Here is a 25,988-nt window from a genome sequence, read left to right on the forward strand (position 1 = left end):
TCTACCGGCTCAGCTGAGCCGGTAGAAGCGGAAGAAGTCGTCCTCGATCGGGAGGATCTCGATGTCGTCGTAGCCGGCGTCGCGCGCGTACCGGCGCAGGGTGTCGGGGCGCATCACCGTGCCGGTGCCCACCGAGGGTGGGTGGGCCAGCCCGTCGGGCAGGCAGCAGGTGATGCTCCAGCCGTACATCACCTGCTCCACCTCGTCGCCGGGGGCGGTGAACGTCTCGGCCACCCGCTCGTCCACCACCAGCACCACCCCGTCGGGTGCGGCGAGGCGGCGCATCGTCGCGAGCACGCCCACCGGGGCGGGCATGTCGTGGATGCACTCGAACGCGGTCACCAGGTCGTAGCGTCCCTCGGCGGTCGCCGCGTCGGCGCAGTGGAAGCGCACCCGGTCGGCCACCCCGGCCTCGACGGCGTTGCGCCGGGCCTCGGTGACCGACGGTTCGTCCACGTCGTAGCCGTCCACGGTGATGCCGGGGTGGGCCAGGGCCAGACCGATGGACGACCATCCGAAACCGCACCCGACGTCGGCCACGCGGCCGTCGTGGCGCAGCACCTCGTGGATGGCCGGCACCGACGGCAGGTACTCGCGGGGGAGTGCGCCGAGGAACAGCGGCCGGTTGGCGGCGGCCTGTGCCTCGCGGGCGTCGGTGCCGAAGTCGCTCCAGGACACGCCGCCCCCGCTGCGATACGCCCCGACCAGCGCGTCCATGTGCTGTCCGATGCCGGCCACCATCCGGGCCAGTGGCAGGACGTGGTTCGGGCTGAGCACGTCGGTGAGGACCTCGGCGTGGCCGGCCGGCAGCCGGAACCGGCGTTCGTCAGGCGCGGCGCCCGCGTCGTCGACGGTGAGGACCCCGGCCACCGCCTGGTGCTCCAGCCACTCCCGCGCGTACCGCACCGCCGTGCCGGTGCGCGCGGCGAGCTCGGGCGGGGTGAGGGCCTCGACGGCGAGCGCGCGGTAGAAGCCGAGCCGGTCGCCCAGGTAGGCGGCCTGCACGAGCTGGGCCTGGATCACGGCACCGAACAGGCGCTCGCCGAACGCCTCGGCGCTCGGCCCGGCTCCGGTGGCAGTCGCGGTGGCGGTGGGATCGGTCATCACTGCTCCCGGGCGGTTGTGACGGTCGTCATAGTCCTGTTGGTAGGAGGCTCCGCCGCCGGGCTGTTGTGGGCAAGCTGTCATGTCTCCAGGTACCGCCGTCCCGACTGATCCCGGGATGATTCCGGACGGTTCGTGATCGTTGTCACGCGCGACGCACCGGAGATCCTCCTCGACAATCCGGTATCGCACTTCTCGCGATCATCGACGGTCCGACGGCAATCGCGGCCCGCGACCGGAGATCGTTTCCGTGACAACAAGAAGGACGGCGACGGCGACCGCCAGCTGTTCGAGCAGGTCACCAGGGTGGATCGCGGACGGCTCGGCCGCCCGTGAAACGGCAGTTCCGGAGTGGTCGCCGCCGGGTTTCTCGCACCCGTGTGACGCAATTCCCCGGCCCGCAAGATCCCGGCGGCGCGAGCGAGACCATCGGGTTCGTGGCAGGCGTCGTCAGCGCGAGTGCGGCGGGTTCGGGCTGATTCCGTTCCCGCACCGAGATCGACTACATCCTGGACGGTCGTCCGCTGGTCGAGCCCGGACCTGCCTGGTTGCGCGCCACCGCCGCCGGCGACGAGCCCATCGAAGGCACCGCATGACCGTGCTGAGGTGCTGTTCGGTTGCGTCGTTTTCCCGTAGCTTGCCCCGTCAGGAGCGCCGGGGACGGCCGGTGCGCCCCGTTCCCTCGCGCCGGCGCGACGGGGCGGGCGACGGCCGGTCCGGGGGTCGACCGGTCCACGAGGAGGCGTGAATGTCCGCAGGTGGCTCCGTCGGGGCACCCTCTGCGGCCGAGGAGCATGTCAGGGGGGCCACGGCCCGGCGCATCGTGCTCGGCGCCCAGCTGCGTCGGCTGCGGGAGGCGGCCGGCATCTCGCGGGCGGACGCCGGGTATGCGATCCGCGGCTCGGACTCGAAGGTGTCGCGCCTCGAGCTCGGCCGGGTCGCCTTCAAGGAGCGGGACGTCGCCGACCTGCTGACCCTGTACGGGATCACGGACCCGGGGGAGCGCGAGAGCTACCTCGACATGGTCAAGCAGGCGAACGAGCCGGGCTGGTGGCGCAGGTACAGCGACGTCATGCCCGGCTGGTTCCAGGACCTCGTGGGTCTGGAGGAGTCGGCGGCGCGGATCCAGGCCTACGAGCTGCAGTTCGTGCCGGGGTTGTTGCAGACCGAGGCGTACGCGCGGTCGATCGCCACGCGGGGCCGCCCCGGGTACGCGTCCGAGGAAGCGGAGCGGCGGATCGCGCTGCGCATGCAGCGACAGAAGATCCTCACGGGCGATCGTCCGACGACGCTGTGGGTGATGCTGGACGAGTCCGTGCTGCACCGGCCGATCGGTGGCAGCGCGGTGCTCCGGGAGCAGCTGGAGCGGTTGCTCGAGCTCTCGGAGCTACCCAACATCGCCATCCAGGTCATGCCGTACCACCTGAGCGGATACGCCGCCGAAGGCTCGTTCACCCTCCTGCGGTTCGCCGAGCCGGAGCTGCCGGACGTGGTCTACGTCGAACATCTCAGCGGTGCGCTCTACCTCGACCGGCAGGACGAGATCGAGCTGTACGGCAGGGCGATCGACCGCCTGACCGCGGATGCCTTGGCGCCGGAGCAGTCGCGGCAGGTCATCGCAAAGGTGCTTGCGGAGATCTGAGCGGCCGGTCGACTCCGCTCAGGCGGGACGGAACTCGCCGTTCTCCACGCCGCCGAGGAATGCCGACCATTCTGCCCGGGTGAAGACGAGCGCCGGACCGGCGGGATGTCGCGAATTGCGTACCGCGAAATCGCCGGAGTCGAGTACGGCCACCTCGACGCAGTTGCCCGATGCGCCACTCTTGCTGCTCTTGCGCCAGACGGCGCTCTCGAGAAGCCCGTGAAGAAGTACTGCTGAACCGCTGTCGCGATCCGTGTGGGGCACGTCATCATCCTCGCTCTTGCTGAGTCAGTGGCGTCGTTGCACGAACCATAGCAGCGTGCAGATGCACGTGCATTTGCACGGGTAAGGCGTCCTGACCTGGACCGGGCGGTTTTCTTGACAGCTGTCCGACTTTTCACGACTCGCTCCTTCCGGCGTTGTCGCTGGTCAGAAGCGTGGGGGTAGCCGAATGGGAGTTCGGGTGAGGAAAAGAGACGTAGCACACGTCCGTGCGCGGGCATCTGCACGTGCAGGTGCCCCTTGCATCTGCACCGGGCGTTGGGCAGGCTGATCACGTGCAGGGCAACTCGGCAGACGCGCAGGACAACACGTCGAACGCAACCCGCACCCCGAGCAACGCCGGGTCAGGCGGGCGCGGACCGGGCGAATTCGGATACACGGCCGGCGTCGTCAATGGGGTACGCGCGTTCTTCCGGCGCGGCCATCACCGGCTGGGCGACGACCCGCGGCGCCAGTGGTGCATGGCCCGGCACGCCTGATTCCGGGCAGCACCTCGCGGTTGGCGCCCCGCCCCTGAGCCGCGCCGTCCGGCCAGGGCTACGGTCGCGCAGAACTCGGCGCCCCTGCTCGCGGAGCCGTTCGTGGGCTGGTCGGTGCACCACCGGATGAACGGGTGGGCCGCCCGGCCGAAGCCGGTCCGGGGGCTGCTATCCTGCGGAATGCGACCACCCTGTCGCGCGTTGGGACATGGCGTCAGGGCGATCAAGTGGAGCCCCGCTCCCACCCGTCACACCTCACGGTGTCCGGGTCCGGTCCGTCGATGAGCCGCAGGCTCGTCGGCTGTGATCGTCGGGTTCAGGGTCTCCGCTCCGTCGCGCCACACGACGTCGATACGAGGAGACCCCATCAGCACAGAGACGCGCATCAACGACCGCATCCGCGTTCCCGAGGTCCGGCTGGTCGGACCGAACGGGGAACAGGTCGGCATCGTGCGTATCGAGGACGCCCTGCGGCTCGCGCAGGAGGCGGAGCTCGACCTCGTCGAGGTCGCGGCTCAGGCCCGCCCGCCGGTCTGCAAGCTCATGGACTACGGCAAGTTCAAGTACGAGAGCGCGCAGAAGGCCAGGGAGTCCCGCCGTAACCAGCAGCTCACCACGATCAAGGAGCAGAAGCTCCGGCCCAAGATCGACACCCATGACTACGAGACCAAGAAGCGCAACGTTGTGCGCTTCCTCGAGGGTGGCAACAAGGTGAAGGTCACCATCATGTTCCGCGGCCGCGAGCAGTCCCGCCCCGAGCTGGGGTTCCGGCTGCTGCAGCGACTCGCCGAGGACGTGGCGGAGCTGGGCACGGTCGAGGCTGCGCCCAAGCAGGACGGCCGCAACATGACGATGGTGATCGCTCCGAACAAGAAGCCGGCAGCCCGCCCGCGCCCCGCCACCCCGGCGGATGCGCAGCAGGCCTGACGGCCGCAACGCCAGCAGGACAAATCTGACGCCCCCGCACCGGGGCGTCACCGGTGAACGGAACTGTCATGCCCAAGAACAAGACGCACAGTGGGATGTCCAAGCGGGTCAAGGTGACCGGCGGCGGCAAGCTCATGCGTCAGCAGGCCGGCCTGCGGCACCGCCTCGAGGTCAAGTCGAGCAAGGAGACCCGCGACCTCTCCGGCGTCGTGCCCGTGAACAAGGCCGACGTCAAGCGCGTCAAGAAGATGCTCGGCCGCTGACAGCGCAGCTCCACTGCTGACCCCTCCCGCCTGACCGAGAGACGTAAGGACACCCCCATGGCACGCGTGAAGCGCGCGGTCAACGCTCAGAAGAAGCGTCGCACCACCCTTGAGCTGGCGAGCGGCTACCGCGGCCAGCGCTCGCGGCTGTACCGCAAGGCGAAGGAGCAGATGCTCCACTCGCTGAACTACGCCTACCGCGACCGTCGTGCCAAGAAGGGCGACTTCCGGCAGCTGTGGATCACCCGCATCAACGCCGCGGCCCGCGCCAACGGCATGACCTACAACCGCTTCATCCAGGGCCTCAAGGCCTCGGGTGTCGAGGTCGACCGCAAGATCCTGTCGGAGCTCGCCATCAGCGACCCGGCTGCGTTCACCGCGCTCGTCGAGGTGGCCAAGGCCAACGTGCCGGCCCAGGCCGGCGCGCAGGACGGGACCGCGGCCTGAGCCGTCCGTCCGGCGCGATCGTGCCCGTACCGCCCGGAACCGAACGCACGCCGCGCGTCGTCGCAGCCCGCAAGCTGCTTCGCCGCGCCGGCCGCGATCGGGCCGGGCGGTTTCTCGTGGAGGGAGCGCAGGCCGTCCGCGAGGCCGTGCAGTGGGCCGGCCCGCGGTCCGGCCGGATGCACGAGCTGTTCGTCACCGACGCGGCGGCCGCCCGGCATCCCGAGCTGGTCACGGCGGCGGCGGACGTCGGCGCCCGGATCAGTCCGGTCACCGAGCGCGCCGCCGAGTCGCTGTCCGACACCGTCACCCCGCAGGGGCTGGTGGCCGTGTGCGATCTGCTCGACATCCCGGTCCCCGACGCGCTGGCGGGCCGGCCCGCACTGGTGGCGGTGTGTGCCGGTATCGCCGACCCGGGCAACGCCGGCACCGTCATCCGGGTGGCCGACGCCGCCGGTGCCGGTGCGGTCCTGCTCGCGGGCGAGACCGTCGACCCGCACAACGGCAAGGCGGTACGGGCGTCCACGGGCAGCGTCTTCCACCTCCCGCTGGCCCGCGAGCGTGACACCGGCACCGTGCTGGACGCCTGCCGCGCGGCCGGCCTCACGCTGCTCGCCGCCGACGCCCACGGCGAGCTGGACCTGCACGACCCCGCCGCCGACGCGGTGCTCGCCGGCCCCGTCGCGTGGATATTCGGTGGCGAGGCACACGGCGTTCCGGCCACCGTGGCGGAGCGGGCCGACCACCGCGTCCGGGTCCCCATCCACGGGCGGGCGGAGAGCCTCAACCTGGCCACGGCCGCGGCGGTGTGCCTGTACGCGAGCGTGGCGGCACAGCGGCGACAGGGCCACGGCGGGGCGACACTAGGATCGAGTCACCATGACTGAGAGCACGGACGTGATGAGCCAGCTGCACCCGGAGTCGCTGGACGCTGCGGTCGCCGCGGCGGTCCAGGCTTTCGCGGGGGCATCCGACCTGGCCGCGCTCGCCGCCGTCAAGCCCGCCCACCTGGGCGACCGCGCTCCGCTGCTGCTGGCGCGCCGCGAGCTCGGCTCGCTGCCCGGGCCCGAGCGGGCCGAGGCCGGCAAGCGGGTCAACGCCGCCCGCCAGCGGGCGCAGGAGGCGTTCGACGCCCGCCGGGAGGTGCTGGTCGCCGAGCGTGACGAGCGTGTGCTCCTCGAGGAGACGATCGACGTCACGCTGCCGTGGGACCGCACGCCGCGCGGCGCGCGCCACCCGGTCACGCAGATCTCCGAGCGCATCGCCGACGTGTTCGTCGGCATGGGCTGGGAGGTGGCGGAGGGTCCCGAGGTCGAGTCGTCGTGGCTGAACTTCGACGCGCTGAACTTCGGCAAGGACCACCCGGCCCGCACCATGCAGGACACGTTCTACCTGGGTGACTCCGAGACCTCGGGCACCGTGCTGCGCACCCACACGTCGCCGGTGCAGGCCAGGGCCCTGCTGGAGCGCGACCTGCCCGTCTACGTGGTGTGCCCGGGGCGGACGTTCCGCACCGACGCGCTCGACACCACCCACACGCCGGTGTTCCACCAGGTCGAGGGCCTCGCCGTCGACAAGGGCATCACGATGGCGCACCTCAAGGGCACCCTCGACGCGTTCGCGCGTGCGATGTTCGGTGCCGCGTCCCGCACGCGGCTGCGCACGTCGTTCTTCCCCTTCACCGAGCCGTCCGCCGAGGTGGACGTGTGGTTCCCGGAGAAGAAGGGCGGCGCCGGCTGGGTCGAGTGGGGCGGCTGCGGCATGGTCAACCCCAACGTCCTGCGTGCCTGCGGGGTCGACCCGGACGTCTACTCGGGCTTCGCGTTCGGCATGGGCCTGGAGCGCACGCTGATGTTCCGCAACGGCATCCCCGACATGCGCGACATGGTCGAGGGTGACGTCCGGTTCAGCCGCGCGTTCGGCATCTAGCATCTGATCCCCCAGGAGCAATCCCGTGCGCGTTTCCCAGTCCTGGCTCGCCGAGCTGCTCGGTGACGTCCCACCCGCCGACGAGACGGCCGAGGCGTTCGTCCGGGTCGGTCTCGAGATCGAGGACGTCCACCGGGCGCCGGAGCTGACCGGCCCGCTGGTCGTCGGCAGGGTGCTCGAGTTCGAGGTGCTGACCGGGCTGAAGAAGCCGATCCGCTGGTGCCAGGTCGAGGTGGGCGAGGCGCAGCCGCGCGGCATCATCTGCGGCGCGAGCAACTTCGCCGCCGGCGACCTCGTCGTGGTCGCGCTGCCGGGCGCCGTGCTGCCCGGCGGGTTCGCGATCTCGGCCCGCAAGACCTACGGGCACGTCTCCGACGGCATGATCGCCTCGGCGCGGGAGCTCGGCATCGGCGCCGACCACGCCGGCATCCTGGTGCTGCCGCCGGGCACCGCCGAACCCGGCGAGGACGCCCGGCCGTTGCTCGGCCTCTCGCCCGACGCCCCTGACGCGGTCATCGAGCTGAACGTCACGCCGGATCGCGGCTACTGCTTCTCGGTGCGTGGGCTGGCCCGCGAGCTCGCCTGCTCCCTGGACGCCGACTACACCGACCCGGCCATGCGGGTCACGGTGCCGCCGGCGATCGGCGACGCCTGGCCGGTCGAGCTGGCCGACTCCGGGTGCCCCCGGTTCGTCGCGCGCCGGGTGGACGGGGTCGACCCCACCGCGCCGTCGCCCTGGTGGATGCAGCGGCGCCTGCTCGCCGCCGGCATGCGCCCGATCTCGTTGATCGTCGACGTCACGAACTACGTGATGATCGAGCTCGGCCAGCCGCTGCACGCCTACGACGCCTCGCGCCTGTCGGGCCCGATCGTGGTGCGCCGGGCGGAGGCGGGGGAGAAGCTGCGCACGCTCGACGACGTCGAGCGCACCCTGGACCGCGACGACCTGCTGATCACCGACGACTCCGGCCCGATCGGCCTGGCCGGGGTGATGGGTGGGGCGTCCACGGAGATCTCCGGAGCCAACGAGCACGGCCGGATCGACGTCCTCATCGAGGCCGCGCACTTCGACCCCGCGGTGATCGCGCGGGTCGCGCGGCGGCACAAGCTGCCCAGCGAGGCGTCGAGGCGCTTCGAGCGCACGGTCGACCCGCAGCTGCCGCCGGTGGCGGCCGAGCGCGCGGCGCAACTGCTCGTCGAGCACGGCCGGGCCACGGTCGCCCGTGGTCGCACCGACGTGGGCGCGGCGCCGCATCCCGCCCCCGTCGAGATGCCGCTGGAGCTGCCCGACCGGGTCGCGGGTGTCGCCTACCCGCCCGGGGCCACCGTGCGCAGGCTCGCCCAGGTCGGCTGTGCGGTGGAGCTCGTCACCGGTGACGACGGGCGCGGCCACGTCGTGGCCACGCCGCCGTCGTGGCGGCCCGACCTCGGGCAGCCCGCCGACCTCGTGGAGGAGGTGCTGCGGCTGGAGGGGCTCGACGTGATTCCCTCGGTGCTGCCGTCCGCACCCGGGGGGCGCGGGCTGACCCCTGCCCAGCAGCGCAGGCGCGCGGTGTCACGTGCGCTGGCCGAGGCCGGATACGTCGAGGTGCTGCCGTTCCCGTTCGTCGATCCGACGGTCTGGGACGCCTTCGGCCTGGCCGCCGACGACCCGCGCCGCCGGACGGTGCACGTGCTCAACCCCCTCGACGCCGAGCGCGCCGAGCTCGCCGGCACGCTGCTGCCCGGCCTGCTCGACACCCTGGTGCGCAACCGCTCCCGCGGCGCCACCGATCTCGCGCTCTACCACATCGGCCAGGTCGTCCTGCCGCACGCGAAGCCGCTGCCGATGCCCGATCCCGCCGTCGACGGCCGCCCGTCCGACGCCGAGCTCGCGCAGATCGAGGCCGCCCTGCCGGCTCAGCCCGTCCACGTCTCGGCGGTGCTCGCCGGCGACCGGGAGGCGCGCGGCTGGTGGGGGCCGGGCCGGTCGGCGAGCTGGGCGGACGCCGTGCAGGCCGGGCTGCTGGTCGGCCTGGCTGCCGGGGTGGAGCTGCGCGTCACCGCGGCGACGCACCCGCCGTTCCACCCGGGCCGGTGCGCCGCCCTGCGCGTGGGCGACTGGATCGTCGGGCACGCCGGCGAGCTGCACCCGAAGGTCGTCGAGGCGCTCGGGCTGCCCGAGCGCACCTGCGCGATGGAGCTCGACCTCGACCTCATCCCGCTGGACGACCGGCGCCCTGCGCCTCGGGTGTCGCCGTACCCGCCGATCGCGGTGGACGTCGCACTCGTGGCCGACGCCTCCGTGCCCGCCGCCGAGCTGGCCGAGGCGCTGAGCGACGGCGGTGGCGAGCTGCTGGAGGAGGTCCGGCTCTTCGACGTCTACACCGGTGAGCAGGTCGGGGTGGGGCGTCGGTCGCTGGCGTTCACCCTTCGGTTCCGTGCTCCCGACCGGACGTTGACCAGCGAGGAGGCCAACGCCGCACGCGACTCCGCCGTGGCCGTGGCCGCCGAGCGGTACGCAGCCAGCCAGCGCTGACTTCCCGGTCTCACGAGGGGAGCCGGGAGAGCGCGGCGGACGCCGCCGCGCGCCAGGCGTCGTCGGAGGGCACGCGGCCGTCGACGAGGATGGTCACGAGGTAGCGCGGGCTCGCGAGCTGCAGCGTCGGCCCGGTGGCGGTGTCGATCACGGCCGCCGCCTCGCCGACGCCGGGCAGGTCGCGGCGACCCGCCGGCCCGGCGCGGACGTAGTCGGCAGGCGTGCCCGACCGCACCGCGTAGACGTTGATCATCGCGACCGGCTCCGTGCCGGTGGTGGCCACGCAGCTGGAGCTGCGCGACCCGTCGCCCCGCTCGACCGAGCCCTGCGCGGGCGGCCGCACCGCCGTTCCGGCCAGGTCGCCGAACTCCGCGGCGTTGAGCAGGCACTCGTCGTCGAGCACGTCGACGTCGAGCCCACTGCGCGGACCGGTGGGCGTGGTCGGCACCGGCTGTGGCGGCGGGGCGGCTCCCGGCGGCGGGGCGGCCTCGCCGGCGGGCGGTGCGGCCACACCGTTGCCCGGCACCACCGTGGTGCAGCCCGCTGCCGTGACCGCAAGGACGACCGCCACCGCTCCGAGCCACGCGCGCCGCACCGGGCGACGGTAACCGGAGGGCCCACCACCGCGGGGCGGTTCGGAACTACTCGACCGCCCCGCCGCTCTCCGCCCTGCCGCGATCGGCCGGCTCGTCCGGATCCGGGGCGATGGCCGCCCCGAACACCTCCTCCAGCCGCCGGGTCAGGTCCGCAGGCTCCATGGCGGCCAGCGCCGTCGTCCCGACCACCTTGCGCAACAGCCAGACGCCGGCGATGAGCGAGAGCAGCAGCTCGGAGCGCTCGTCCGGCCTCGGCCCGGGGAGCAACGCGGCAAGGCGACGCCCGGCATACCTCTCGATACCGGTACGGACGATCTCGTTGGCGCGCGGGTTGGAGGCCGACCGCAGCATCAGCAGGAAGGGGTCGAGGTGCTCCGCCTCGGGCGTCGTCCGGGCGGTGAGCGTCTCGGCGACGCGGTGGGCGAGCGTGGCGGAGTCCTCCGGGACGATCGTCGGCGGTGCGAGTACGACGTCCACCACCTCGCGGAACAGCTGTTCCTTCGAGCCGAAGTAGCGGTTGACCAGCATCGCGGTCACACCGGCCGCCTGTGCGATCTCCCGCACGCCTGCGCCGTCGTAGCCGGATCGCGTGAACGCGACGACGGCCGACTCCAGGATCGCCGCTCTCGTGGCCGCGGCGTTGCGGGGGCGCTCGGCAGGAGGGTCGAGAGTCACGTCTACGAGTGTAGACTTCACTGCTCCCACAGGTCTACGGTCGTAGACAAGGAGTCGGGACGGAGTGACTGATGGATGTGCAGCTGACGGGCCGACGGGCGCTGGTCACCGGGTCGAGCGCGGGACTGGGGGAGGCGACCGCCAGGATGCTGGCCGCCGAGGGCGCCGATGTCGTGGTGCACGGCCGCGACGAGGCCCGGGTGACGGCGGTGGTTGACGCGATCCGGACGAGTGGTGGTCGCGCCGATGTCGCCATCGGCGATCTCGTCACCGACGACGGGGCCGATGCGGTCGTCGCCCAGGCGCTGGCCGGCGGTCCGGTCGACATCCTCGTCAACAACGCGGGGTCCTACGACCACCTGTCATGGGCGGAGGCGACGCCTGCGGTGTGGGCGACGACCTACGAGGTGAACGTGATCTCCGGGGTCCGGCTGATCCAGCGGTTGGTGCCACTCATGCGCGAACGCGGCTGGGGTCGGGTGATCCAGATCGGCGGCGGGCTGGCGATCCAGCCGATGTCCGTCCAGCCGCACTACAACGCGACGCTGGCCGCCCGGCACAACCTTGCGGTCTCCCTCGCGCGGGAGCTCGCGGGCTCGGGCGTGACGTCCAACGTCGTGGCGCCGGGAGCGATCCTGACCGACGCGGTCCGCGACCTCCTGGTCGACATCGCCCCTGCGCACGAATGGGGGGAGTCGTTCGAGGAGATCGAGCGGCACGCGGCGACCGAGTGGGTGCCCAACGACGTGGGCCGGTTCGGTCGCCCGGAGGAGATCGCCGCCGCCGTGGTGTACCTGGCCTCCCCGTTCGCCGCCTACGTGAGCGGCGCGACGCTTCGGGTCGACGGCGGAACGATCCGCTCGGTGCACTAGCCGGCGCGGAGGCTGTCAGGAGGTGACGGCCGCCGTCGCGCCCTCGCGGCGCGCCACCTCGGCCCGCACCAGCGGTGCGACCTCGGTGCCGAACAGCTCGATGGCCCGCAGCACGTCCCGATGCGGGACGCTGCCGATGGCGAACTGGATGAGCGTGCGGTGGTGCCCGAACAGCTCGTGCTGGAAGAGGATCTTCTCGGCCACCTGCTCGGGCGAGCCCACCACGTACGCGCCGCGCAGGGCGACCTGCGCGTCGAACGCGGCGCGGTTCGTCGGGCCCCAGCCGCGCTCGCGCCCGATCCGGTTCATCACCTCGGAGTGGCCCGGGTAGTAGATGTCACCGGCCGCCTGCGAGGTGTCGGCGACGAAGCCATGGAGGTTGAGGCTGAACGGCAGGGCGGTGTGGTCGGTGCGCCGCAGCGCCTCGCGGTACAGGTCGGCCAATGGGACGAACCGCTCCGGCTCGCCGCCGATGATCGCCAGCGCCAGCGGCAGTCCGAGCGCTCCGGCGCGGACGACCGACTGCGGGTTGCCCCCGACGGCCACCCACACGGGCAACGGGTTCTGCACCGGACGCGGGTACACCGGCTGGTCGTGCAGCGGGGGCCGAAGGCGCCCGGACCAGGTGACGCGCTCGGCGTCGCGCAGCGCCAGCAGCAGGTCGAGCTTCTCCGCGAACAGCTCGTCGTAGTCGGCGAGGTCGTAGCCGAACAGCGGGAACGACTCGGTGAACGACCCGCGCCCGGCCATGATCTCGGCCCGGCCGCCGGAGAGCAGGTCGAGCGTGGAGTACTGCTGGAACACCCGCACCGGGTCGTCGGAGCTCAGCACGGTGACGGCGCTGGTGAGCCGGATCCGGGAGCTGTGCTCGGCCCCGGCCGCCAGGATCATCGCCGGTGCCGACGCGGCGTAGTCACGGCGGTGGTGCTCGCCGATCCCGAAGACGTCGAGGCCCACCTCGTCCGCGAGCGTGATCTCCTCGACCACCTCACGCACCCGTTGCGCAGGCCCCACGCCGTTCGGGTCGAGGCTGACGTCGGCGAAGGTGTGCACTCCGAGTTCCACGCCCGGCCCAACCTGATCGACGGATCACGCATTCCCGACATGATCGGCCGCGCCGCGGCCTGCGGCCCGGTCGAACGTCCCTGCCCAGCGGCGGAGATGGTCGAGCAGCTCGGGCGGTGACTGCACGGTGAACTCCGCGCCGAGCGATCCGAGCGCCATCGCCGGCCAGTCCAGCGAGTCGGTGCGCATCCGCACCACGCACCGGTGCTCGTCGGCCTCCTCGACCGTGGCCCATCGGCCGATGTGTCGCCGGACGGTCCCCGCCGGGGCGTCGACCAGCACCTCGACGGCGTACGAGGCCGGAAGCTGCCCCATCCTCTGCTGGACGAACGTCGCAGCGTCCTCGGCGGGAAGCTCGCGGGCGCGGAACCGGGTACCCGTGCTGCGGGGCCGGTCGAGCCGGTCGAGGCGGAAGCTGCGCCAGTCGTGCCGGACGAGGTCGTAGGCGACGAGGTACCAGCGGCGCCCCAGCGGGACGAGACGCAACGGCTCCACGTGGCGTTCGGTGCGCTCGCCGCTCGACGCGGTGTAGCCGAACTCGAGCCGTTCGGTGTCGCGGCAGGCCTGGGCGAGGACGGTGAGGTCCCCGGGGTCGACGGTCGAGCCGGTCGCACCGCCCCACGTGGCGGGAACCGTCATCGCACGCAGGGCCTCCACCCGACGTCGCAGCCGCGGTGGCATCACCTGCACCACCTTCGCGAGAGCGCGGACCGACGACTCCGCGACTCCCGAGACCCCGCTCTGCACGGCGGTCTGCAGTCCGACGGCGAGGGCCACGGCCTCCTCGTCGTCGAGGACCAGCGGTGGGAGCGCTGCTCCCGGGGCGAGCTGGTAACCGCCGTCGACGCCGCGGTTGGCCTCCACCGGGTAGCCGAGCTCGCGCAGCCGGTCGATGTCACGGCGCAGGGTGCGGACGGACACCTCGAGCCGGTCCGCCAGCTCCGCGCCCGGCCAGTACCGGTGGGTCTGCAGGAGCGAGAGCAGCCGAAGCGTCCGGGAGCTCGTGTTCGCCATGTCCCCAGTCTCCCGCCGATTCAGGCCAGAAAGTGGCGCCAATGGTTCGTACCGTACTTCACGACAGACCGACCGACCGGAAGGCGGAGAGACGATGACGACAAGCACGACGAGCACCGCGGGGGCGACCGTGACGGGGGAGCGCGCGGACCTGCTGGAGGCGTTGGCGACCCAGCGCCGGTTCCTGCGCCACACCGTGGCGGGCCTCACCGATGAGCAGGCCCGGCTGCGCACCACGGCCAGCGAGCTCTGCCTGGGTGGCCTGGTGAAGCACGTCACCGGGGTCGAGCGCGGGTGGGCCGACTTCATCCTCGACGGGCCGTCCGCCACGGGCGGTGGCTGGGAGGGCGGCGAGCCGCCGCAGGAGGTGATCGACGCGCACGCGGCCACGTTCCAGCTGCTCCCCGACGAGACCCTTGCCGGTGTGCTCGCCGAGTACGAGCAGGTGGCGCGGCGCACCGACGAGCTGGTGGCCACCCTCCCCGACCTGGACGCCTCCCACCCGCTGCCCGAGGCGCCATGGTTCGAGAAGGGCAAGCGCTGGTCGTTCCGGCGCGTGCTCCAGCACATCGTCGCCGAGACCGCCCAGCACTCCGGGCACGCCGACATCATCCGAGAGTCCCTGGACGGCCAGAAGACGATGGGGTGAGGGCTCCGAACTGCGGCGTCCGTCTCGCGCCCGGCTATCTGATTGCATCGACTTACGCTCTCGTGCATAGTCATGCAGGTGATGCGGATAGCGGTTGCGGGTGCGAGCGGGTACGCCGGAGGAGAGCTGCTGCGGCTGCTCCTCGCGCACCCCGAGGTGGAGATCGGTGCCCTCACGGCGGGAGGGAGCGCGGGCACGCCGTTGGGCGTGCACCAGCCGCACCTGCTGCCGCTGGCCGAGCGAGTCCTGGAGGACACCACGCCGGAGACCCTCGCCGGGCACGACGTCGTCTTCCTCGCGCTGCCGCACGGGCGATCGGCGGAGCTGGCCGCGCAGCTCGGTGACGACACCGTCGTGATCGACTGCGGTGCCGACCACCGGCTCACCGACGCGGCGGCGTGGGACCGCTGGTACGGCGGCGAGCACGCCGGGAGCTGGCCCTACGGGCTGCCCGAGCTGCCCGGCGCGCGCGACGCGCTGCGCGGCACCCGCAGGGTCGCCGTCCCCGGCTGCTACCCGACGGCGGCCAGCCTCGCGCTCTTCCCGGCGCTCGCCGCCGGGCTCGTCACGCCCGACGTGGTCGTCACCGCGGTGAGCGGGACGTCCGGTGCCGGGAAGTCCCTGAAGCCGCACCTGCTGGGTGCCGAGGTGATGGGGTCGCTCTCGGCGTACGGGGTGGGCGGCGTGCACCGGCACACGCCCGAGATGGTGCAGAACCTCTCCGCCGCGGCCGGCCGGCCGGTCACCGTGAGCTTCACGCCGGTGCTCGCTCCGCTGCCGCGCGGCATCCTGGCCACCTGCTCCGCCCCTCTGGCCGGTGACGGCGCGGGGGCGCGGGAGACCTACGAGAAGGCCTACGCCGACGAGCGGTTCGTGTTCCTGCTCCCCGAGGGCACCTGGCCCACCACGGCAGCCACGCTCGGCGCCAACACGGCGCAGCTGCAGGTCACCGTCGACGCCGACGCGCAGCGGCTGGTGGTCGTCGCCGCGATCGACAACCTCACCAAGGGCACCGCAGGAGCCGCTGTGCAGTGCATGAACCTGGCGCTCGGGCTGCCGGAGACCACGGGCCTGCCGCTCACGGGGGTGGCTCCGTGAGTGCGAACGAACCCGGCAAGGGTGTCGTCACCCCCCAGGGGTTCCGGGCGGCAGGAGTGGTGGCGGGTCTCAAGTCCAGCGGGGCGTCCGACCTCGCCCTCGTGGTGAACGACGGGCCGGAGTTCGGGGCCGCCGGCCTGTTCACGCGCAACAAGGTGAAGGCCGCGCCGGTGCTGTGGTCCCAGCAGGTGCTGACCGGCGGACGGCTGCGCGCCGTGGTGCTCAACTCCGGTGGCGCCAACGCCTGCACCGGTCCGGAGGGCTTCCAGACCGCGCACGCGACGGCCGAGAAGGCCGCTGAGCTGCTGGGTTGCGGGGCGATCGAGGTCGCCGTGGGCTCCACGGGGCTGATCGGGCGGCAGCTGCCCCGCGACCTGGTGCTCGCCGGGGTCGAGAAGGCCGTGGCCGAGCTGGGCGCCACCGCGGAGGCCGGGCTCGCCGCCGCCACCGCGATCATGACGACCGACACCGTCGCCAAGCAGTGCGCCCACGTCGACGGGGCCGGCTGGAGCATCGGCGGCACCACGAAGGGCGCGGGGATGATCGCCCCGTCGATGGCCACGATGCTGACCGTGCTGACCACGGACGCTGTGCTCGACCAGGCCGCGCTCGAACCGGCACTGCGCGCCGCCGTGCGCGTCAGCTTCGACCGCCTGGACATCGACGGGGTGATGTCCACCAACGACACCGTGCTGCTGCTCGCCTCGGGCGCATCAGGGGTCACCCCGGAACCCGAGCTGTTCACCGAGGCGCTCACGCAGGTGTGCCTCGACCTGGCGGGGCAGATGCAGGCCGACGCCGAGGGCGTCACCAAGCGGATCATGGTGCGGGTCACGGGAGCGGCCGACGAGGACGACGCCGTGACGGTCGCCCGGACGGTGGCCCGCGACAGCCTGGTCAAGACCGCGCTGTTCGGCTCGGACGCCAACTGGGGCCGGGTCGCCGCCGCCGTCGGCTACTCGGACGCCGATGTCGACCCCGACCGGCTCGACATCACGATCAACGGCTCGCTGCTGTGCCGCGGCGGGGTGGCGGCGGGCGGGCGCACCGACGCCGACCTGACGGGACCGGACATCCTCGTCGCGATCGAGCTCGGCCTCGGCGCGGGCACCGCGGAGATCCGCACCACCGACCTCTCGCACGCCTACGTGGAGGAGAACAGTGCCTACCCCTCCTGAGACGGCCACGGCCGCAGGCGACACCGGGTCCACCGCCGTGCGGCTCAAGCGCGCGGGGGAGAAGGCCGGGGTGCTGGCCGAGGCGCTGCCGTGGCTGCAGCGCTTCCACGGCCAGGTCGTGGTGGTGAAGTACGGCGGCAACGCGATGGTCGACGAGGAGCTCAAGCAGGCGTTCGCCCAGGACATGGTGTTCCTGCGGCTCGCCGGGATCCGGCCGGTCGTCGTGCACGGCGGCGGCCCGCAGATCACCGCGATGCTCACGCGACTCGGTCTGCCGGGGGAGTTCCGTGGCGGGCTGCGCGTCACCACCCCGGAGACGATCGACATCGTCCGGATGGTGCTGGTCGGACAGGTCGGGCGCGAGCTCGTCGGGCTGGTCAACCAGCACGGCCCGTACGCCGTCGGCCTGTCAGGGGAGGACGCGGGGCTCTTCACCGCCGAGAAGCGCACCGCGCTGGTCGGGGGTGAGCCGGTCGACATCGGCCTGGTCGGCGACGTCGTGGCGGTCAACCCGGACGCGGTGCTCGACATCGTCCGCGCGGGTCGGATCCCGGTGGTGGCGGGGGTCGCACCGGATGAGAACGGCACCGTGTACAACATCAACGCCGACAGCGCAGCCGCCGCGCTCGCTGCGGCGCTGGGTGCCGCGAAGCTCGTGGTGCTCACCGACGTCGAGGGGCTGTACGCGAACTACCCGGATCCGGATTCGGTGATCAGCTCGCTCACGGCCGACGAGCTGGAGCCGATGCTGCCGGCGCTGGAGAGCGGGATGGCGCCGAAGATGGAGGCCTGCCTGCGCGCGGTGCGTGGTGGGGTGCCGCAGGCCCACGTGATCGACGGGCGGGTGCCGCACTCGGTGCTGCTCGAGGTGTTCACCAGTGAGGGAGTCGGAACGATGGTGGTGCCGTCATGAGCGCACCGGGTGAGCCGCGCGATCTGACCACCCGGTGGCAGAGCGCGATGATGGACAACTACGGCACGCCGCCGCTGGCGCTCGTGCGCGGGAGCGGCGCCGAGGTCTGGGACGCCGACGGGCGCCGCTACCTCGACCTGGTCGGCGGCATCGCCGTCAACGCGCTGGGGCACGCGCACCCGGCCGTCGTCGAGGCCGTGACCCGGCAGATCTCCACCCTCGGGCACACGAGCAACCTCTACATCACGCAGCCGCCGCTCGACCTGGCCGAGAAGCTCCTGGAGCTGCTCGACCAGCCGCAGGCCCGGGTGCTGTTCTGCAACTCCGGCGCCGAGGCCAACGAGGTGGCGTTCAAGATGGCGCGCCGCACGGGCCGGCCGCACATCATCGCGGCCGAGAACGCCTTCCACGGCCGCACGATGGGCGCGCTCGCGCTCACCGGCCAGGAGCCCAAGCGCACCCCGTTCGAGCCGATGACCCCGGGCGTCTCGCACGTGCCCTACGGCGACGTCGCCGCGCTCGACGCGGCGGTCGGCCCCGACACCGCCGCGGTGTTCCTGGAACCCATTCTCGGAGAGGCCGGCGCGGTGAACCCGCCTGCCGGCTACCTCCGGGCGGCCCGGGAGATCACCGCCGCCCGCGGGGCGCTCCTCGTACTGGACGAGGTGCAGACCGGCATCGGCCGCACCGGCGCGTGGTTCGCCCACCAGCGCGACGGCGTCGTCCCCGACGTCGTGACGCTGGCGAAGGGCCTTGGCGGCGGTCTCCCGATCGGCGCGTGCATCGGCATCGGCGCGGCCGGTGCGCTGCTCGAGCCCGGGCAGCACGGCACCACCTTCGGCGGCAACCCGGTCTGCGCCGCGGCGGCGCTCGCCGTGCTGCGCACGATCGCCGACGAGGGCCTGCTCGAACACGTGAACCTGGTCGGCAAGGAGATCGCCGCGACCGTCGAGTCGCTGGGCCACCCGCTGGTCCGCGACGTCAGCGGCGCCGGGCTGCTGATCGGCATCGGCCTCACGAAGCCCGTCTCGGCCGCGGTGGCCGCCGCGGCCCGCGACGGCGGGTTCCTCGTCAACAACGCGGTGCCGGACCGGGTCCGGCTGGTGCCGCCGCTCGTCCTCACCGAGGAGCAGGCGCGGGAGTTCCTCTCCGCGCTGCCGTCGTTCCTGGACGCTGCCGATGACTAGGCACCTGCTCCGCGACGACGACCTCACCCCCGACGAGCAGCGGGCGGTGCTGGACCTCGCCGACGTGATGAAGGCAGACCGGTACGCGCACCGGTCGCTCGCCGGTCCGCGCCCGGTCGCCGTGCTGTTCGACAAGCCGTCGACCCGCACGCGGCTGTCGTTCGAGGCCGGGATCGCGCAGCTGGGCGGGCATCCGTTGATCGTCGACGCCCGGTCCAGCCAGATGGGACGCGGCGAGACGATCGCCGACACCACGCGGATGCTCTCCCGCTTCGTCGACGCGATCGTCTGGCGCACGGGCGACCAGTCGCGGATCGAGGAGATGGCGGCCGTCGCGACCGTGCCGGTGGTCAACGCGCTCACCGACCAGTTCCACCCCTGCCAGGTGCTCGCCGACCTGCAGACGATCCGGGAGCGCTTCGGCCGGCTCGCCGGGCTCACCCTCACCTACCTGGGCGACGGCGCCAACAACATGGCCCACTCGTTGCTGCTCGGCGGGACCACCGCCGGGCTGCACGTCCGGGTGTGTGCGCCCGAGGGCTTCCAGCCCGACGCCGGCGTGCTGCGGGACGCGAAGAACCGCGGGTCCGAGACCGGTGGCGGTGTCGAACTGGTGGCCGACCCGCACGCCGCCGTCGACGGGGCCGACGTCGTGGTCACCGACACCTGGGTCTCCATGGGCCAGGAGGGCGACGGCATGGATCGCACCGCTCCGTTCCGCCCGTTGCAGATCAACGCCGCGCTGCTGGAGCGGGCCGCGCCGGAGGCGATCGTGCTGCACTGCCTGCCGGCCCACCGTGGCGACGAGATCACCGACGAGGTCATCGACGGTCCCGCGAGCGCGGTGTGGGACGAGGCGGAGAACCGCCTGCACGCCCAGAAGGCGCTGCTGACCTGGCTGGTGCAGCAGTCATGACAGCCGTGGGCGACGACCGCGACACGGCGCTGGCCGGTCCGTCGGCACCCGGGCGCTCCCGGGCCGCGCGGCAGGCCCGCATCGTCGAGCTCATCGCGCACCGGTCGGTGCACAGCCAGTCCGAGCTGCTCGCGCTGCTGGAGGCCGACGGCATCGGCACCACGCAGGCCACGCTCTCGCGGGACCTCGACGAGCTGGGCGCGGTCAAGCTGCGCGGCGCCGACGGGGGCACTCCGGTATACGTGATCCCGGACGACGGCAGTCCGGTGCGCGGCATCGAGGGCGGCACCGCACGGCTGGCCCGGCTGCTGGGGGACCTGCTGGTGTCCGCGGACGCGAGTGGGAACCTGGCCGTCCTGCGTACCCCGCCGGGGGGAGCGCACTACCTGGCCAGCGCGCTGGACCGGGCCGCGCTGCACGACGTCGTCGGCACCATCGCAGGCGACGACACTCTCCTGGTGGTGGCCCGCGAACCCCTCACCGGCGCCCAACTCGTCGCGCGCCTGCGCGAACTCTGACCAAGGAGCAACCATCTCGTGAGCAAGGTCCTGACCTCCCTCCCCAAGGGCGAGCGGATCGGCATCGCCTTCTCCGGAGGCCTCGACACCTCCGTGGCGGTCGCCTGGATGCGCGACAAGGGCGGGATCCCGTGCACCTACACCGCTGACCTCGGTCAGTACGACGAGCTGGACATGTCCGGCGTGCCCGCGCGAGCCAAGCAGTACGGCGCCGAGATCGCCCGCGTGCTCGACATCAGGCCGCAGCTGGTCGGGGAGGGGCTGGCCGCGCTGGCGTGCGGCGCCTTCCACATCCGGTCCGGGGGCCGGACGTACTTCAACACCACCCCGCTGGGCCGCGCCGTCACCGGGACGTTGCTGGTACGGGCGATGCAGGCCGACGACGTCAACATCTGGGGCGACGGCTCGACCTTCAAGGGCAACGACATCGAGCGGTTCTACCGCTACGGCCTGCTGGCCAATCCCGAGCTGCGCATCTACAAGCCGTGGCTCGACGCCGACTTCGTCCAGGAGCTGGGCGGCCGCCACGAGATGAGCAGGTGGCTCACCGCCCACGGGCTGCCCTACCGGGACGCGGCCGAGAAGGCGTACTCCACCGACGCCAACATCTGGGGGGCGACCCACGAGGCCAAGACCCTCGAGAACCTCGACGTGTCCCTGGAGACCATCGAGCCGATCATGGGGGTCAAGTTCTGGGACCCGTCGGTCTCGATCGAGACCGAGGACGTCGCGATCACCTTCGAGGCCGGGTATCCGGTGGCGATCAACGGTAAGCGGTTCGCCGACCAGGTCGCCCTCGTGTGCGAGGCCAACGCGATCGGCGGACGCCACGGCCTGGGCATGTCCGACCAGATCGAGAACCGGATCATCGAGGCGAAGTCGCGCGGCATCTACGAGGCGCCCGGGATGGCGCTGCTCTTCGCCGCCTACGAGCGGTTGCTCAACGCGATCCACAACGAGGACACGGTCGCCAACTACCACAACGAGGGCCGCAAGCTGGGCCGGCTGCTCTACGAGGGGCGCTGGCTGGACCCGCAGGCGCTGATGGTGCGCGAGTCGGTCCAGCGCTGGGTCGCCTCGCTCGTGACCGGCACCGTCACGCTGCGCCTGCGCCGCGGCGACGACTACACGATCCTGGACACCCAGGGGCCGGGCTTCTCCTACCACCCCGACCGGCTCTCCATGGAGCGGGTCGAGAACGCCGCCTTCGGGCCCACGGACCGGATCGGCCAGCTCACCATGCGCAACCTCGACATCGCCGACTCCCGCGCCAAGCTGGAGGCCTACGCCGCGCAGCCGCAGGAGCAGGGGACGGTGCTCGTCGAGCACGGCACCCTCTTCGGCGAGCTGCCCGCGGGCGGCTTCGACCGGATCGCGACGGCCGAGGAGACCGGTGAGCGCGACCCCGGAACGTCCCTCGACGCCGCCGCTCTGGAAGCGGGTACCGACTGATGGCGGGGTCCCAGCTGTGGGGTGGCCGGTTCGCGTCCGGCCCCGCGGACGCCCTGGCTGCACTATCCAAGTCCACGCACTTCGACTGGCGGCTGGCTCCGTACGACCTGCGCGGCTCGATGGCGCACGCCCGTGTGCTCGCCCGCGCTGGCCTGCTCACCGACGGCGAGCTCGCGGGCATGCTCGACGCGCTGGCCAAGCTCGAAGCCGACGTGGAGTCGGGCGCGTTCGGACCCGCGCCCGACGACGAGGACGTGCACTCGGCGCTGGAGCGGGGCCTGATCGAACGGGCCGGCCCCGAGCTGGGGGGCAAGCTGCGCGCCGGGCGATCGCGCAACGACCAGGTCGCCACGCTGTTCCGGATGTGGCTGCGCGACGGAGCCCGCCGGGTCGGCGCGGGTGTGCTGGACGTCGTCGACGCGCTGGTCGCCCAGGCCGCTGCGCACCCGGACGCCCCGATGCCCGGGCGCACGCACCTGCAGCACGCGCAGCCCGTCCTGCTCGCCCACCATCTCGCCGCCCACGCCCACGCCCTGCTGCGCGACGTCGACCGCCTGCACGACTGGGACCGGCGCGCTGCGGTGTCGCCGTACGGCTCGGGGGCGCTGGCCGGGTCGTCGCTCGGGCTCGACCCCGAGGCGGTGGCCGCGGAGCTGGGGTTCGACTCCTCCAGCGCCAACTCCATCGACGGCACGGCGTCGCGCGACTTCGCGGCCGAGGCCGCGTTCGTGCTGGCGATGATCGCGGTGGACCTCTCCCGGATCGCCGAGGAGGTGGTCATCTGGGCCACCGCGGAGTTCTCCTACGTCACCCTCGACGACGCCTTCTCCACCGGCAGCTCGATCATGCCGCAGAAGAAGAACCCGGACGTCGCGGAGCTGGCCCGGGGCAAGGCCGGGCGGCTGATCGGCAACCTGGCCGGGCTCTTGGCCACCCTCAAGGCGATGCCGCTGGCCTACAACCGCGATCTGCAGGAGGACAAGGAGCCGCTGTTCGACTCGGTCGAGCAGCTCGAGCTGTTGCTTCCCGCGGTCGCCGGGATGGTCGCCACCCTGACCTTCCACACCGACCGGCTCGCCGAGCTCGCCCCGGCCGGGTTCACCCTCGCCACCGACGTCGCCGAGTGGCTGGTGCGAACCGGTGTCCCGTTCCGCACGGCGCACGAGGCGGCCGGTGGCTGCGTCCGGGCCGCGGAGGCGCGCGGTGTCGGGCTCGCCGACCTGACCGACGCGGAGCTGGCCGCCGTGCACCCGGCGCTCACCCCCGCGGTCCGGGAGGTGCTCACCGTCGAGGGCTCGATAGCCTCGCGGAACGCCCGCGGTGGGACGGCGGCGCAGCGCGTCGCCGAACAGCTCGACGCGCTGCGCGCCACCGCAGCCGCTGCCCGGGCCGCACTCACGCCAGCCTCCACCGGAAGAGAACCCGCATGACCTCGTCCACCGCCGACGTGGGAGCGCAGCTCGATCTCGACGCGGCCCGTGCCGCCTACGACGAGCTGCGCGCCCACGGCCTCTCGCTCGACCTCACCCGCGGCAAGCCGTCCAGCGCCCAGCTCGACCTGGCCACCCCCATGCTGAGCCTGCCCGGCGAGCACTACCGGGCGGCCGACGGCACCGACACCCGCAACTACCAGGGCCTGCAGGGACTCCCGGAGCTGCGTGCGCTGTTCTCACCGTTTCTCCGGGTGCCGGTCGAGCAGCTGATCGCGTTCGGCAACTCGAGCCTGGAGCTCATGCACGACACGCTCGTGCACGCGCTGCTCAGCCCGCTCCCGGGCGCCGACCGCCGCTGGGTGGACGAGGAGCGGGTGCGGTTCCTCGCCCCGACCCCCGGCTACGACCGGCACTTCGCGCTCTGCGAGCGACTCGGCATCGAGCTGGTGCAGGTGCCGATGACCGCCGACGGCCCGGACATGGACGTGGTCGAGGAGATCGTGGCCGTCGACCCGTCGGTCAAGGGCATCTGGTGCGTGCCCAAGTACTCCAACCCCGACGGCGCCGTCTACTCCGACGACACGACGCGGCGGCTCGCCTCGATGCCGGCAGCGGCGCCGGACTTCCGGATCTTCTGGGACAACGCGTACGCGGTGCACCACCTCACCGAACACGAGGTGGAGATCGCCGACGTCCTGGCGCTGGCCGCGGACGCGGGGCACCCCGAGCGCCCGTTCGTCTTCGGTTCCACCTCGAAGATCACGCTCGCCGGTGCGGGCGTGGCGTTCCTCGGCGCGTCCCCGGCCAACGTGCAGTGGTGGCTCGCGCTCACCGCGAAGCGCACGATCGGGCCGGACAAGACCAACCACCTGCGGCACGTGATGTTCCTGCGTGACGCCGACGGCCTGCGCGAGCACATGCGGCGCCACCGGGAGCTGATCGCCCCGAAGTTCGCCGCCGTCGACCGGATCCTGACCGAGCGCCTGGGATCGGTGTCCGGCGTGCACTGGTCGCAGCCGGCCGGCGGGTACTTCGTCACGCTGATCGTGCCGGACGGCACGGCCACGGAGATCGTCCGGCTGGCGGGGGAGGCCGGGATCGCGCTGACCCCGGCGGGCGCGACCCATCCCTACGGCACCGACCCGGAGGACCGCACGATCCGGCTCGCACCGACGTTCCCGGAGCTGGCCGAGGTGGAGCGCGCCATGTACGGCGTCACCGACTGCGTCCGCCTCGCGCTGGCCGCCCGCTGAGCCGAGCGTGAGCACGGAACCACGACCAGCGGGCGAGGACGGTCCGGTGCCGCTGCTGGACCGCGACGAGCTGGCCGGCGACGTCCTCGTCGCGGCCGTCCGGCTGCTCGGGTGCACGGTCGAGGCCGACACCCCGGAGGGCACGGTGGCCGTGCGGCTCGTCGAGGTGGAGGCCTACCGCGGCGCCGACGACCCCGCGTCGCACAGCTTCCGCGGTCGTACGGCGCGCAACGGCGTGATGTTCGGGCCGGCCGGGCACCTGTACGTCTACTTCGTCTACGGGATGCACTTCTGCGCGAACATCAGCTGTCTCGGGGACGGGGAGGCGGGTGCGGTGCTGCTGCGGGCGGGCGAGGTCGAGTCGGACCTCGCGGTCGCCCACGCCCGACGGCCGACCGCGCGGCGCTCGGCCGATCTCGCGCGGGGCCCGGCCCGGCTCGCGTCGCTGCTCGGGCTCGGCCGGGAGCACAACGGCGTGGACGTCACCGATCCCGGGTCGCCGGTGCGGCTGCTGGCCGCGCCGCCGATCGACCCGGCACTGGTGCGCTCCGGACCTCGGGTCGGGGTGGCGGCGGCGCACGACCTGCCGTGGCGGTTCTGGGTGGCCGGTTCGGCCGCGGTGAGCCAGTACCGGCCGGGCCGGAACGCGCCGGTGGGGCGCCTTTGACCGACTTCGGTAGGTTAGCCTAACCTGCGCTCGTGATCGTCACGCATCTCCGGCCATGGCGCGTGCTCGCGCCCCTCCTCTCCGCTGCCGTCCTGCTCGCCGCCTGCGCCGGCGGTGGTTCCCCGGCAGGCGGGGCGGCGGAACCGGCACCCGGGAACGCGGCGTTCCCGGTGACCGTCGAGCACACCCTCGGCTCCACGATGGTGCCCGCCGAGCCACGCCGCGTCGTCTCGCTGGGCTACACAGACCAGGACGCCCTCCTCGCGCTCGGGGTGGTCCCGGTCGCGATCCGGGAGTTCACCGGCAACAGGCCCTTCGCGACCTGGCCGTGGGCGGCCGACCGCCTGCAGGGCGGGCAGCCCCAGGTGCTCGGCGCCGAGATCGACCCCGAGACGATCGCCGCCCTGCGGCCGGACCTGATCGTGGCCGTGTCGGCCGGGCTCGACGCGGAGCAGTACGCCACGTTCTCCCGGATCGCACCGACGATCACCCAGCCCGTCGGTTTCCCCGCCTACCAGGCGCCGTGGCAGGACGCGACGCGGTTGATCGGCACGGCGGTCGGGCGCACCGCGCAGGCCGAGCAGATGGTCACCGACCTGGACGCGCGGTTCGCGGCCGTGCGTGCGCAGTACCCGCAGTTCGCCGGCAAGCGGGCCGCACTGGCCGCGGTGAGCTCCACCGGTACGGGCAGCTACTTCGTCTGGAACTCGAAGGACAACCGGGGGCGCTTCCTGGGCTCGCTGGGGTTCACCGTGCCCGCCCGCTTCGACGAGCTGGCCGGGCAGAACTTCTACGCGGAGATCAGCACCGAGCAACTCGGGCTGCTCGACGAGAACGACCTCGTGGGTTGGATCACCATCCCCGGCACCTCCACCTCCGGTTTCGAGCAGCAGCCCGGCTACCCGGCCCTGCGG

Annotated in this window: 28 protein-coding genes (1 of these 28 only partly in view); 22 read left to right on the top strand and 6 right to left on the bottom strand. The window is 72.7% G+C overall.

The genetic code is table 11. The annotated features are described in order from the left end of the window. Positions 1-9 precede the first annotated feature (9 nt). Positions 10-1,104, bottom strand: a complete 1,095-nt coding sequence (locus tag ACQPZA_RS13145; protein ID WP_433280877.1) for a class I SAM-dependent methyltransferase — start codon at positions 1,102-1,104, stop codon at positions 10-12. 135 nt (positions 1,105-1,239) lie between these two features. Between ACQPZA_RS13145 and ACQPZA_RS13150 the strand changes: the two genes are divergently transcribed. Together ACQPZA_RS13150 and ACQPZA_RS13155 are read left to right on the top strand one after the other, a co-directional pair. Further along, a complete protein-coding gene (locus ACQPZA_RS13150) occupies positions 1,240-1,440 on the top strand; it encodes a hypothetical protein (RefSeq protein ID WP_433280879.1) in 201 nt (66 codons plus the stop codon). A gap of 412 nt (positions 1,441-1,852) precedes the next feature. After that, positions 1,853-2,746, top strand: a complete 894-nt coding sequence (locus ACQPZA_RS13155) for a helix-turn-helix domain-containing protein (protein WP_433280881.1) — start codon at positions 1,853-1,855, stop codon at positions 2,744-2,746. A gap of 18 nt (positions 2,747-2,764) precedes the next feature. Here ACQPZA_RS13155 and ACQPZA_RS13160 read toward each other — a convergent pair whose 3' ends face one another. After that, complete coding sequence (locus ACQPZA_RS13160; RefSeq protein ID WP_169396578.1) at positions 2,765-3,010, bottom strand: DUF397 domain-containing protein; 246 nt, start codon at positions 3,008-3,010, stop codon at positions 2,765-2,767. Between the two features lie 293 nt (positions 3,011-3,303). Between ACQPZA_RS13160 and ACQPZA_RS13165 the strand changes: the two genes are divergently transcribed. From ACQPZA_RS13165 to pheT, 7 genes are all read left to right on the top strand, one after another. Further along, positions 3,304-3,507 carry a hypothetical protein gene (locus ACQPZA_RS13165; RefSeq protein ID WP_433280883.1) on the top strand — a complete coding sequence of 68 codons (204 nt, stop codon included), beginning with the start codon at positions 3,304-3,306 and terminating at the stop codon, positions 3,505-3,507. A 306-nt stretch (positions 3,508-3,813) separates the two neighbouring features. Beyond that, entirely contained in the window at positions 3,814-4,434 is a 621-nt protein-coding gene (gene infC / locus ACQPZA_RS13170; protein ID WP_312859158.1) for a translation initiation factor IF-3, read from the top strand. A 68-nt stretch (positions 4,435-4,502) separates the two neighbouring features. Continuing rightward, positions 4,503-4,697 (top strand): 50S ribosomal protein L35, encoded by a 195-nt coding sequence (gene rpmI, locus ACQPZA_RS13175; protein ID WP_169396575.1) that lies wholly within the window; start codon positions 4,503-4,505, stop codon positions 4,695-4,697. A 57-nt stretch (positions 4,698-4,754) separates the two neighbouring features. Continuing rightward, a complete protein-coding gene (gene rplT / locus ACQPZA_RS13180; protein WP_169396574.1) occupies positions 4,755-5,144 on the top strand; it encodes a 50S ribosomal protein L20 in 390 nt (129 codons plus the stop codon). A 20-nt stretch (positions 5,145-5,164) separates the two neighbouring features. After that, positions 5,165-6,028: a TrmH family RNA methyltransferase gene (locus ACQPZA_RS13185; RefSeq protein ID WP_433280886.1), complete on the top strand. Its 864-nt coding sequence runs from the start codon at positions 5,165-5,167 to the stop codon at positions 6,026-6,028. Beyond that, positions 6,021-7,070 carry a phenylalanine--tRNA ligase subunit alpha gene (gene pheS, locus ACQPZA_RS13190; protein ID WP_433280888.1) on the top strand — a complete coding sequence of 350 codons (1,050 nt, stop codon included), beginning with the start codon at positions 6,021-6,023 and terminating at the stop codon, positions 7,068-7,070. The genes ACQPZA_RS13185 and pheS overlap by 8 nt, the downstream gene beginning before the upstream one ends. Positions 7,071-7,095: 25 nt before the next feature. Next, a complete protein-coding gene (gene pheT / locus ACQPZA_RS13195) occupies positions 7,096-9,588 on the top strand; it encodes a phenylalanine--tRNA ligase subunit beta (RefSeq protein ID WP_433280890.1) in 2,493 nt (830 codons plus the stop codon). 10 nt (positions 9,589-9,598) lie between these two features. Here the strand turns inward: pheT and ACQPZA_RS13200 are convergent, their stop codons facing one another. Both ACQPZA_RS13200 and ACQPZA_RS13205 read right to left on the bottom strand, forming a co-directional pair. Further along, positions 9,599-10,183, bottom strand: coding sequence for a hypothetical protein (locus ACQPZA_RS13200; RefSeq protein ID WP_433280892.1), 585 nt, complete (start codon positions 10,181-10,183; stop codon positions 9,599-9,601). 46 nt (positions 10,184-10,229) lie between these two features. Then, positions 10,230-10,859, bottom strand: a complete 630-nt coding sequence (locus ACQPZA_RS13205; protein WP_433280894.1) for a TetR/AcrR family transcriptional regulator — start codon at positions 10,857-10,859, stop codon at positions 10,230-10,232. 71 nt (positions 10,860-10,930) lie between these two features. On the opposite strand from ACQPZA_RS13205, the gene ACQPZA_RS13210 reads away from it, so the two are divergent. Beyond that, the gene (locus ACQPZA_RS13210) at positions 10,931-11,731 is read left to right on the top strand and encodes an SDR family NAD(P)-dependent oxidoreductase (protein WP_433280896.1); all 801 of its coding nucleotides are present in this window, start codon (positions 10,931-10,933) and stop codon (positions 11,729-11,731) included. A 15-nt stretch (positions 11,732-11,746) separates the two neighbouring features. Here the strand turns inward: ACQPZA_RS13210 and ACQPZA_RS13215 are convergent, their stop codons facing one another. Continuing rightward, the gene (locus ACQPZA_RS13215) at positions 11,747-12,796 is read right to left on the bottom strand and encodes an LLM class flavin-dependent oxidoreductase (protein WP_433280898.1); all 1,050 of its coding nucleotides are present in this window, start codon (positions 12,794-12,796) and stop codon (positions 11,747-11,749) included. 24 nt (positions 12,797-12,820) lie between these two features. Then, complete coding sequence (locus tag ACQPZA_RS13220) at positions 12,821-13,810, bottom strand: helix-turn-helix transcriptional regulator (RefSeq protein WP_433280901.1); 990 nt, start codon at positions 13,808-13,810, stop codon at positions 12,821-12,823. 94 nt (positions 13,811-13,904) lie between these two features. Here ACQPZA_RS13220 and ACQPZA_RS13225 point away from each other — a divergent pair, with 94 nt between their 5' ends. From ACQPZA_RS13225 to ACQPZA_RS13280, 12 genes are all read left to right on the top strand, one after another. Next, positions 13,905-14,459 (top strand): DinB family protein, encoded by a 555-nt coding sequence (locus ACQPZA_RS13225; protein WP_433280903.1) that lies wholly within the window; start codon positions 13,905-13,907, stop codon positions 14,457-14,459. A 72-nt stretch (positions 14,460-14,531) separates the two neighbouring features. Then, a complete protein-coding gene (argC, locus tag ACQPZA_RS13230; protein ID WP_433280905.1) occupies positions 14,532-15,557 on the top strand; it encodes an N-acetyl-gamma-glutamyl-phosphate reductase in 1,026 nt (341 codons plus the stop codon). Next, a complete protein-coding gene (gene argJ, locus ACQPZA_RS13235; RefSeq protein ID WP_433280907.1) occupies positions 15,554-16,735 on the top strand; it encodes a bifunctional glutamate N-acetyltransferase/amino-acid acetyltransferase ArgJ in 1,182 nt (393 codons plus the stop codon). The genes argC and argJ overlap by 4 nt, the downstream gene beginning before the upstream one ends. Then, the gene (gene argB, locus ACQPZA_RS13240) at positions 16,719-17,648 is read left to right on the top strand and encodes an acetylglutamate kinase (protein WP_407692209.1); all 930 of its coding nucleotides are present in this window, start codon (positions 16,719-16,721) and stop codon (positions 17,646-17,648) included. The genes argJ and argB overlap by 17 nt, the downstream gene beginning before the upstream one ends. Next, positions 17,645-18,835, top strand: coding sequence for an acetylornithine transaminase (locus tag ACQPZA_RS13245; RefSeq protein ID WP_433280909.1), 1,191 nt, complete (start codon positions 17,645-17,647; stop codon positions 18,833-18,835). The genes argB and ACQPZA_RS13245 overlap by 4 nt, the downstream gene beginning before the upstream one ends. After that, complete coding sequence (gene argF / locus ACQPZA_RS13250) at positions 18,828-19,751, top strand: ornithine carbamoyltransferase (RefSeq protein WP_433280911.1); 924 nt, start codon at positions 18,828-18,830, stop codon at positions 19,749-19,751. The genes ACQPZA_RS13245 and argF overlap by 8 nt, the downstream gene beginning before the upstream one ends. Next, on the top strand, positions 19,748-20,269 hold the full coding sequence (locus tag ACQPZA_RS13255; protein ID WP_169396560.1) for an arginine repressor: 522 nt from the start codon (positions 19,748-19,750) through the stop codon (positions 20,267-20,269). The genes argF and ACQPZA_RS13255 overlap by 4 nt, the downstream gene beginning before the upstream one ends. Positions 20,270-20,287: 18 nt before the next feature. Then, positions 20,288-21,721, top strand: a complete 1,434-nt coding sequence (gene argG, locus ACQPZA_RS13260) for an argininosuccinate synthase (protein ID WP_169396559.1) — start codon at positions 20,288-20,290, stop codon at positions 21,719-21,721. Then, the gene (gene argH, locus ACQPZA_RS13265; RefSeq protein WP_433280913.1) at positions 21,721-23,151 is read left to right on the top strand and encodes an argininosuccinate lyase; all 1,431 of its coding nucleotides are present in this window, start codon (positions 21,721-21,723) and stop codon (positions 23,149-23,151) included. Before argG ends, argH begins: the two co-directional genes overlap by 1 nt. Then, a complete protein-coding gene (locus tag ACQPZA_RS13270) occupies positions 23,148-24,407 on the top strand; it encodes an aminotransferase class I/II-fold pyridoxal phosphate-dependent enzyme (RefSeq protein ID WP_433280915.1) in 1,260 nt (419 codons plus the stop codon). Before argH ends, ACQPZA_RS13270 begins: the two co-directional genes overlap by 4 nt. A 7-nt stretch (positions 24,408-24,414) precedes the next feature. Next, a complete protein-coding gene (locus tag ACQPZA_RS13275; protein ID WP_433280917.1) occupies positions 24,415-25,074 on the top strand; it encodes a DNA-3-methyladenine glycosylase in 660 nt (219 codons plus the stop codon). Positions 25,075-25,106: 32 nt separating this feature from the next. Next, positions 25,107-25,988: the 5' portion of an iron-siderophore ABC transporter substrate-binding protein gene (locus ACQPZA_RS13280; protein ID WP_433280918.1), read on the top strand. The gene runs 132 nt beyond the window's last position; the window shows 882 of its 1,014 coding nt (coding positions 1-882); it begins with the start codon at positions 25,107-25,109; its stop codon lies beyond the right edge, outside the window.

This window comes from Pseudonocardia xinjiangensis (assembly GCF_050948425.1).
Lineage (GTDB): Bacteria > Actinomycetota > Actinomycetes > Mycobacteriales > Pseudonocardiaceae > Pseudonocardia > Pseudonocardia xinjiangensis.

Coding starts and splice junctions, on each gene's coding strand:
- ACQPZA_RS13145 (WP_433280877.1), bottom strand. CDS start 1,104: ATGACCGATCCCACCGCCACCGCGACTGCCACCGGAGCCGGGCCGAGC.
- ACQPZA_RS13155 (WP_433280881.1), top strand. CDS start 1,853: ATGTCCGCAGGTGGCTCCGTCGGGGCACCCTCTGCGGCCGAGGAGCAT.
- rpmI (WP_169396575.1), top strand. CDS start 4,503: ATGCCCAAGAACAAGACGCACAGTGGGATGTCCAAGCGGGTCAAGGTG.
- rplT (WP_169396574.1), top strand. CDS start 4,755: ATGGCACGCGTGAAGCGCGCGGTCAACGCTCAGAAGAAGCGTCGCACC.
- pheS (WP_433280888.1), top strand. CDS start 6,021: ATGACTGAGAGCACGGACGTGATGAGCCAGCTGCACCCGGAGTCGCTG.
- ACQPZA_RS13210 (WP_433280896.1), top strand. CDS start 10,931: ATGGATGTGCAGCTGACGGGCCGACGGGCGCTGGTCACCGGGTCGAGC.
- ACQPZA_RS13220 (WP_433280901.1), bottom strand. CDS start 13,810: ATGGCGAACACGAGCTCCCGGACGCTTCGGCTGCTCTCGCTCCTGCAG.
- ACQPZA_RS13225 (WP_433280903.1), top strand. CDS start 13,905: ATGACGACAAGCACGACGAGCACCGCGGGGGCGACCGTGACGGGGGAG.
- argC (WP_433280905.1), top strand. CDS start 14,532: ATGCAGGTGATGCGGATAGCGGTTGCGGGTGCGAGCGGGTACGCCGGA.
- ACQPZA_RS13245 (WP_433280909.1), top strand. CDS start 17,645: ATGAGCGCACCGGGTGAGCCGCGCGATCTGACCACCCGGTGGCAGAGC.
- argF (WP_433280911.1), top strand. CDS start 18,828: ATGACTAGGCACCTGCTCCGCGACGACGACCTCACCCCCGACGAGCAG.
- ACQPZA_RS13255 (WP_169396560.1), top strand. CDS start 19,748: ATGACAGCCGTGGGCGACGACCGCGACACGGCGCTGGCCGGTCCGTCG.
- argH (WP_433280913.1), top strand. CDS start 21,721: ATGGCGGGGTCCCAGCTGTGGGGTGGCCGGTTCGCGTCCGGCCCCGCG.
- ACQPZA_RS13270 (WP_433280915.1), top strand. CDS start 23,148: ATGACCTCGTCCACCGCCGACGTGGGAGCGCAGCTCGATCTCGACGCG.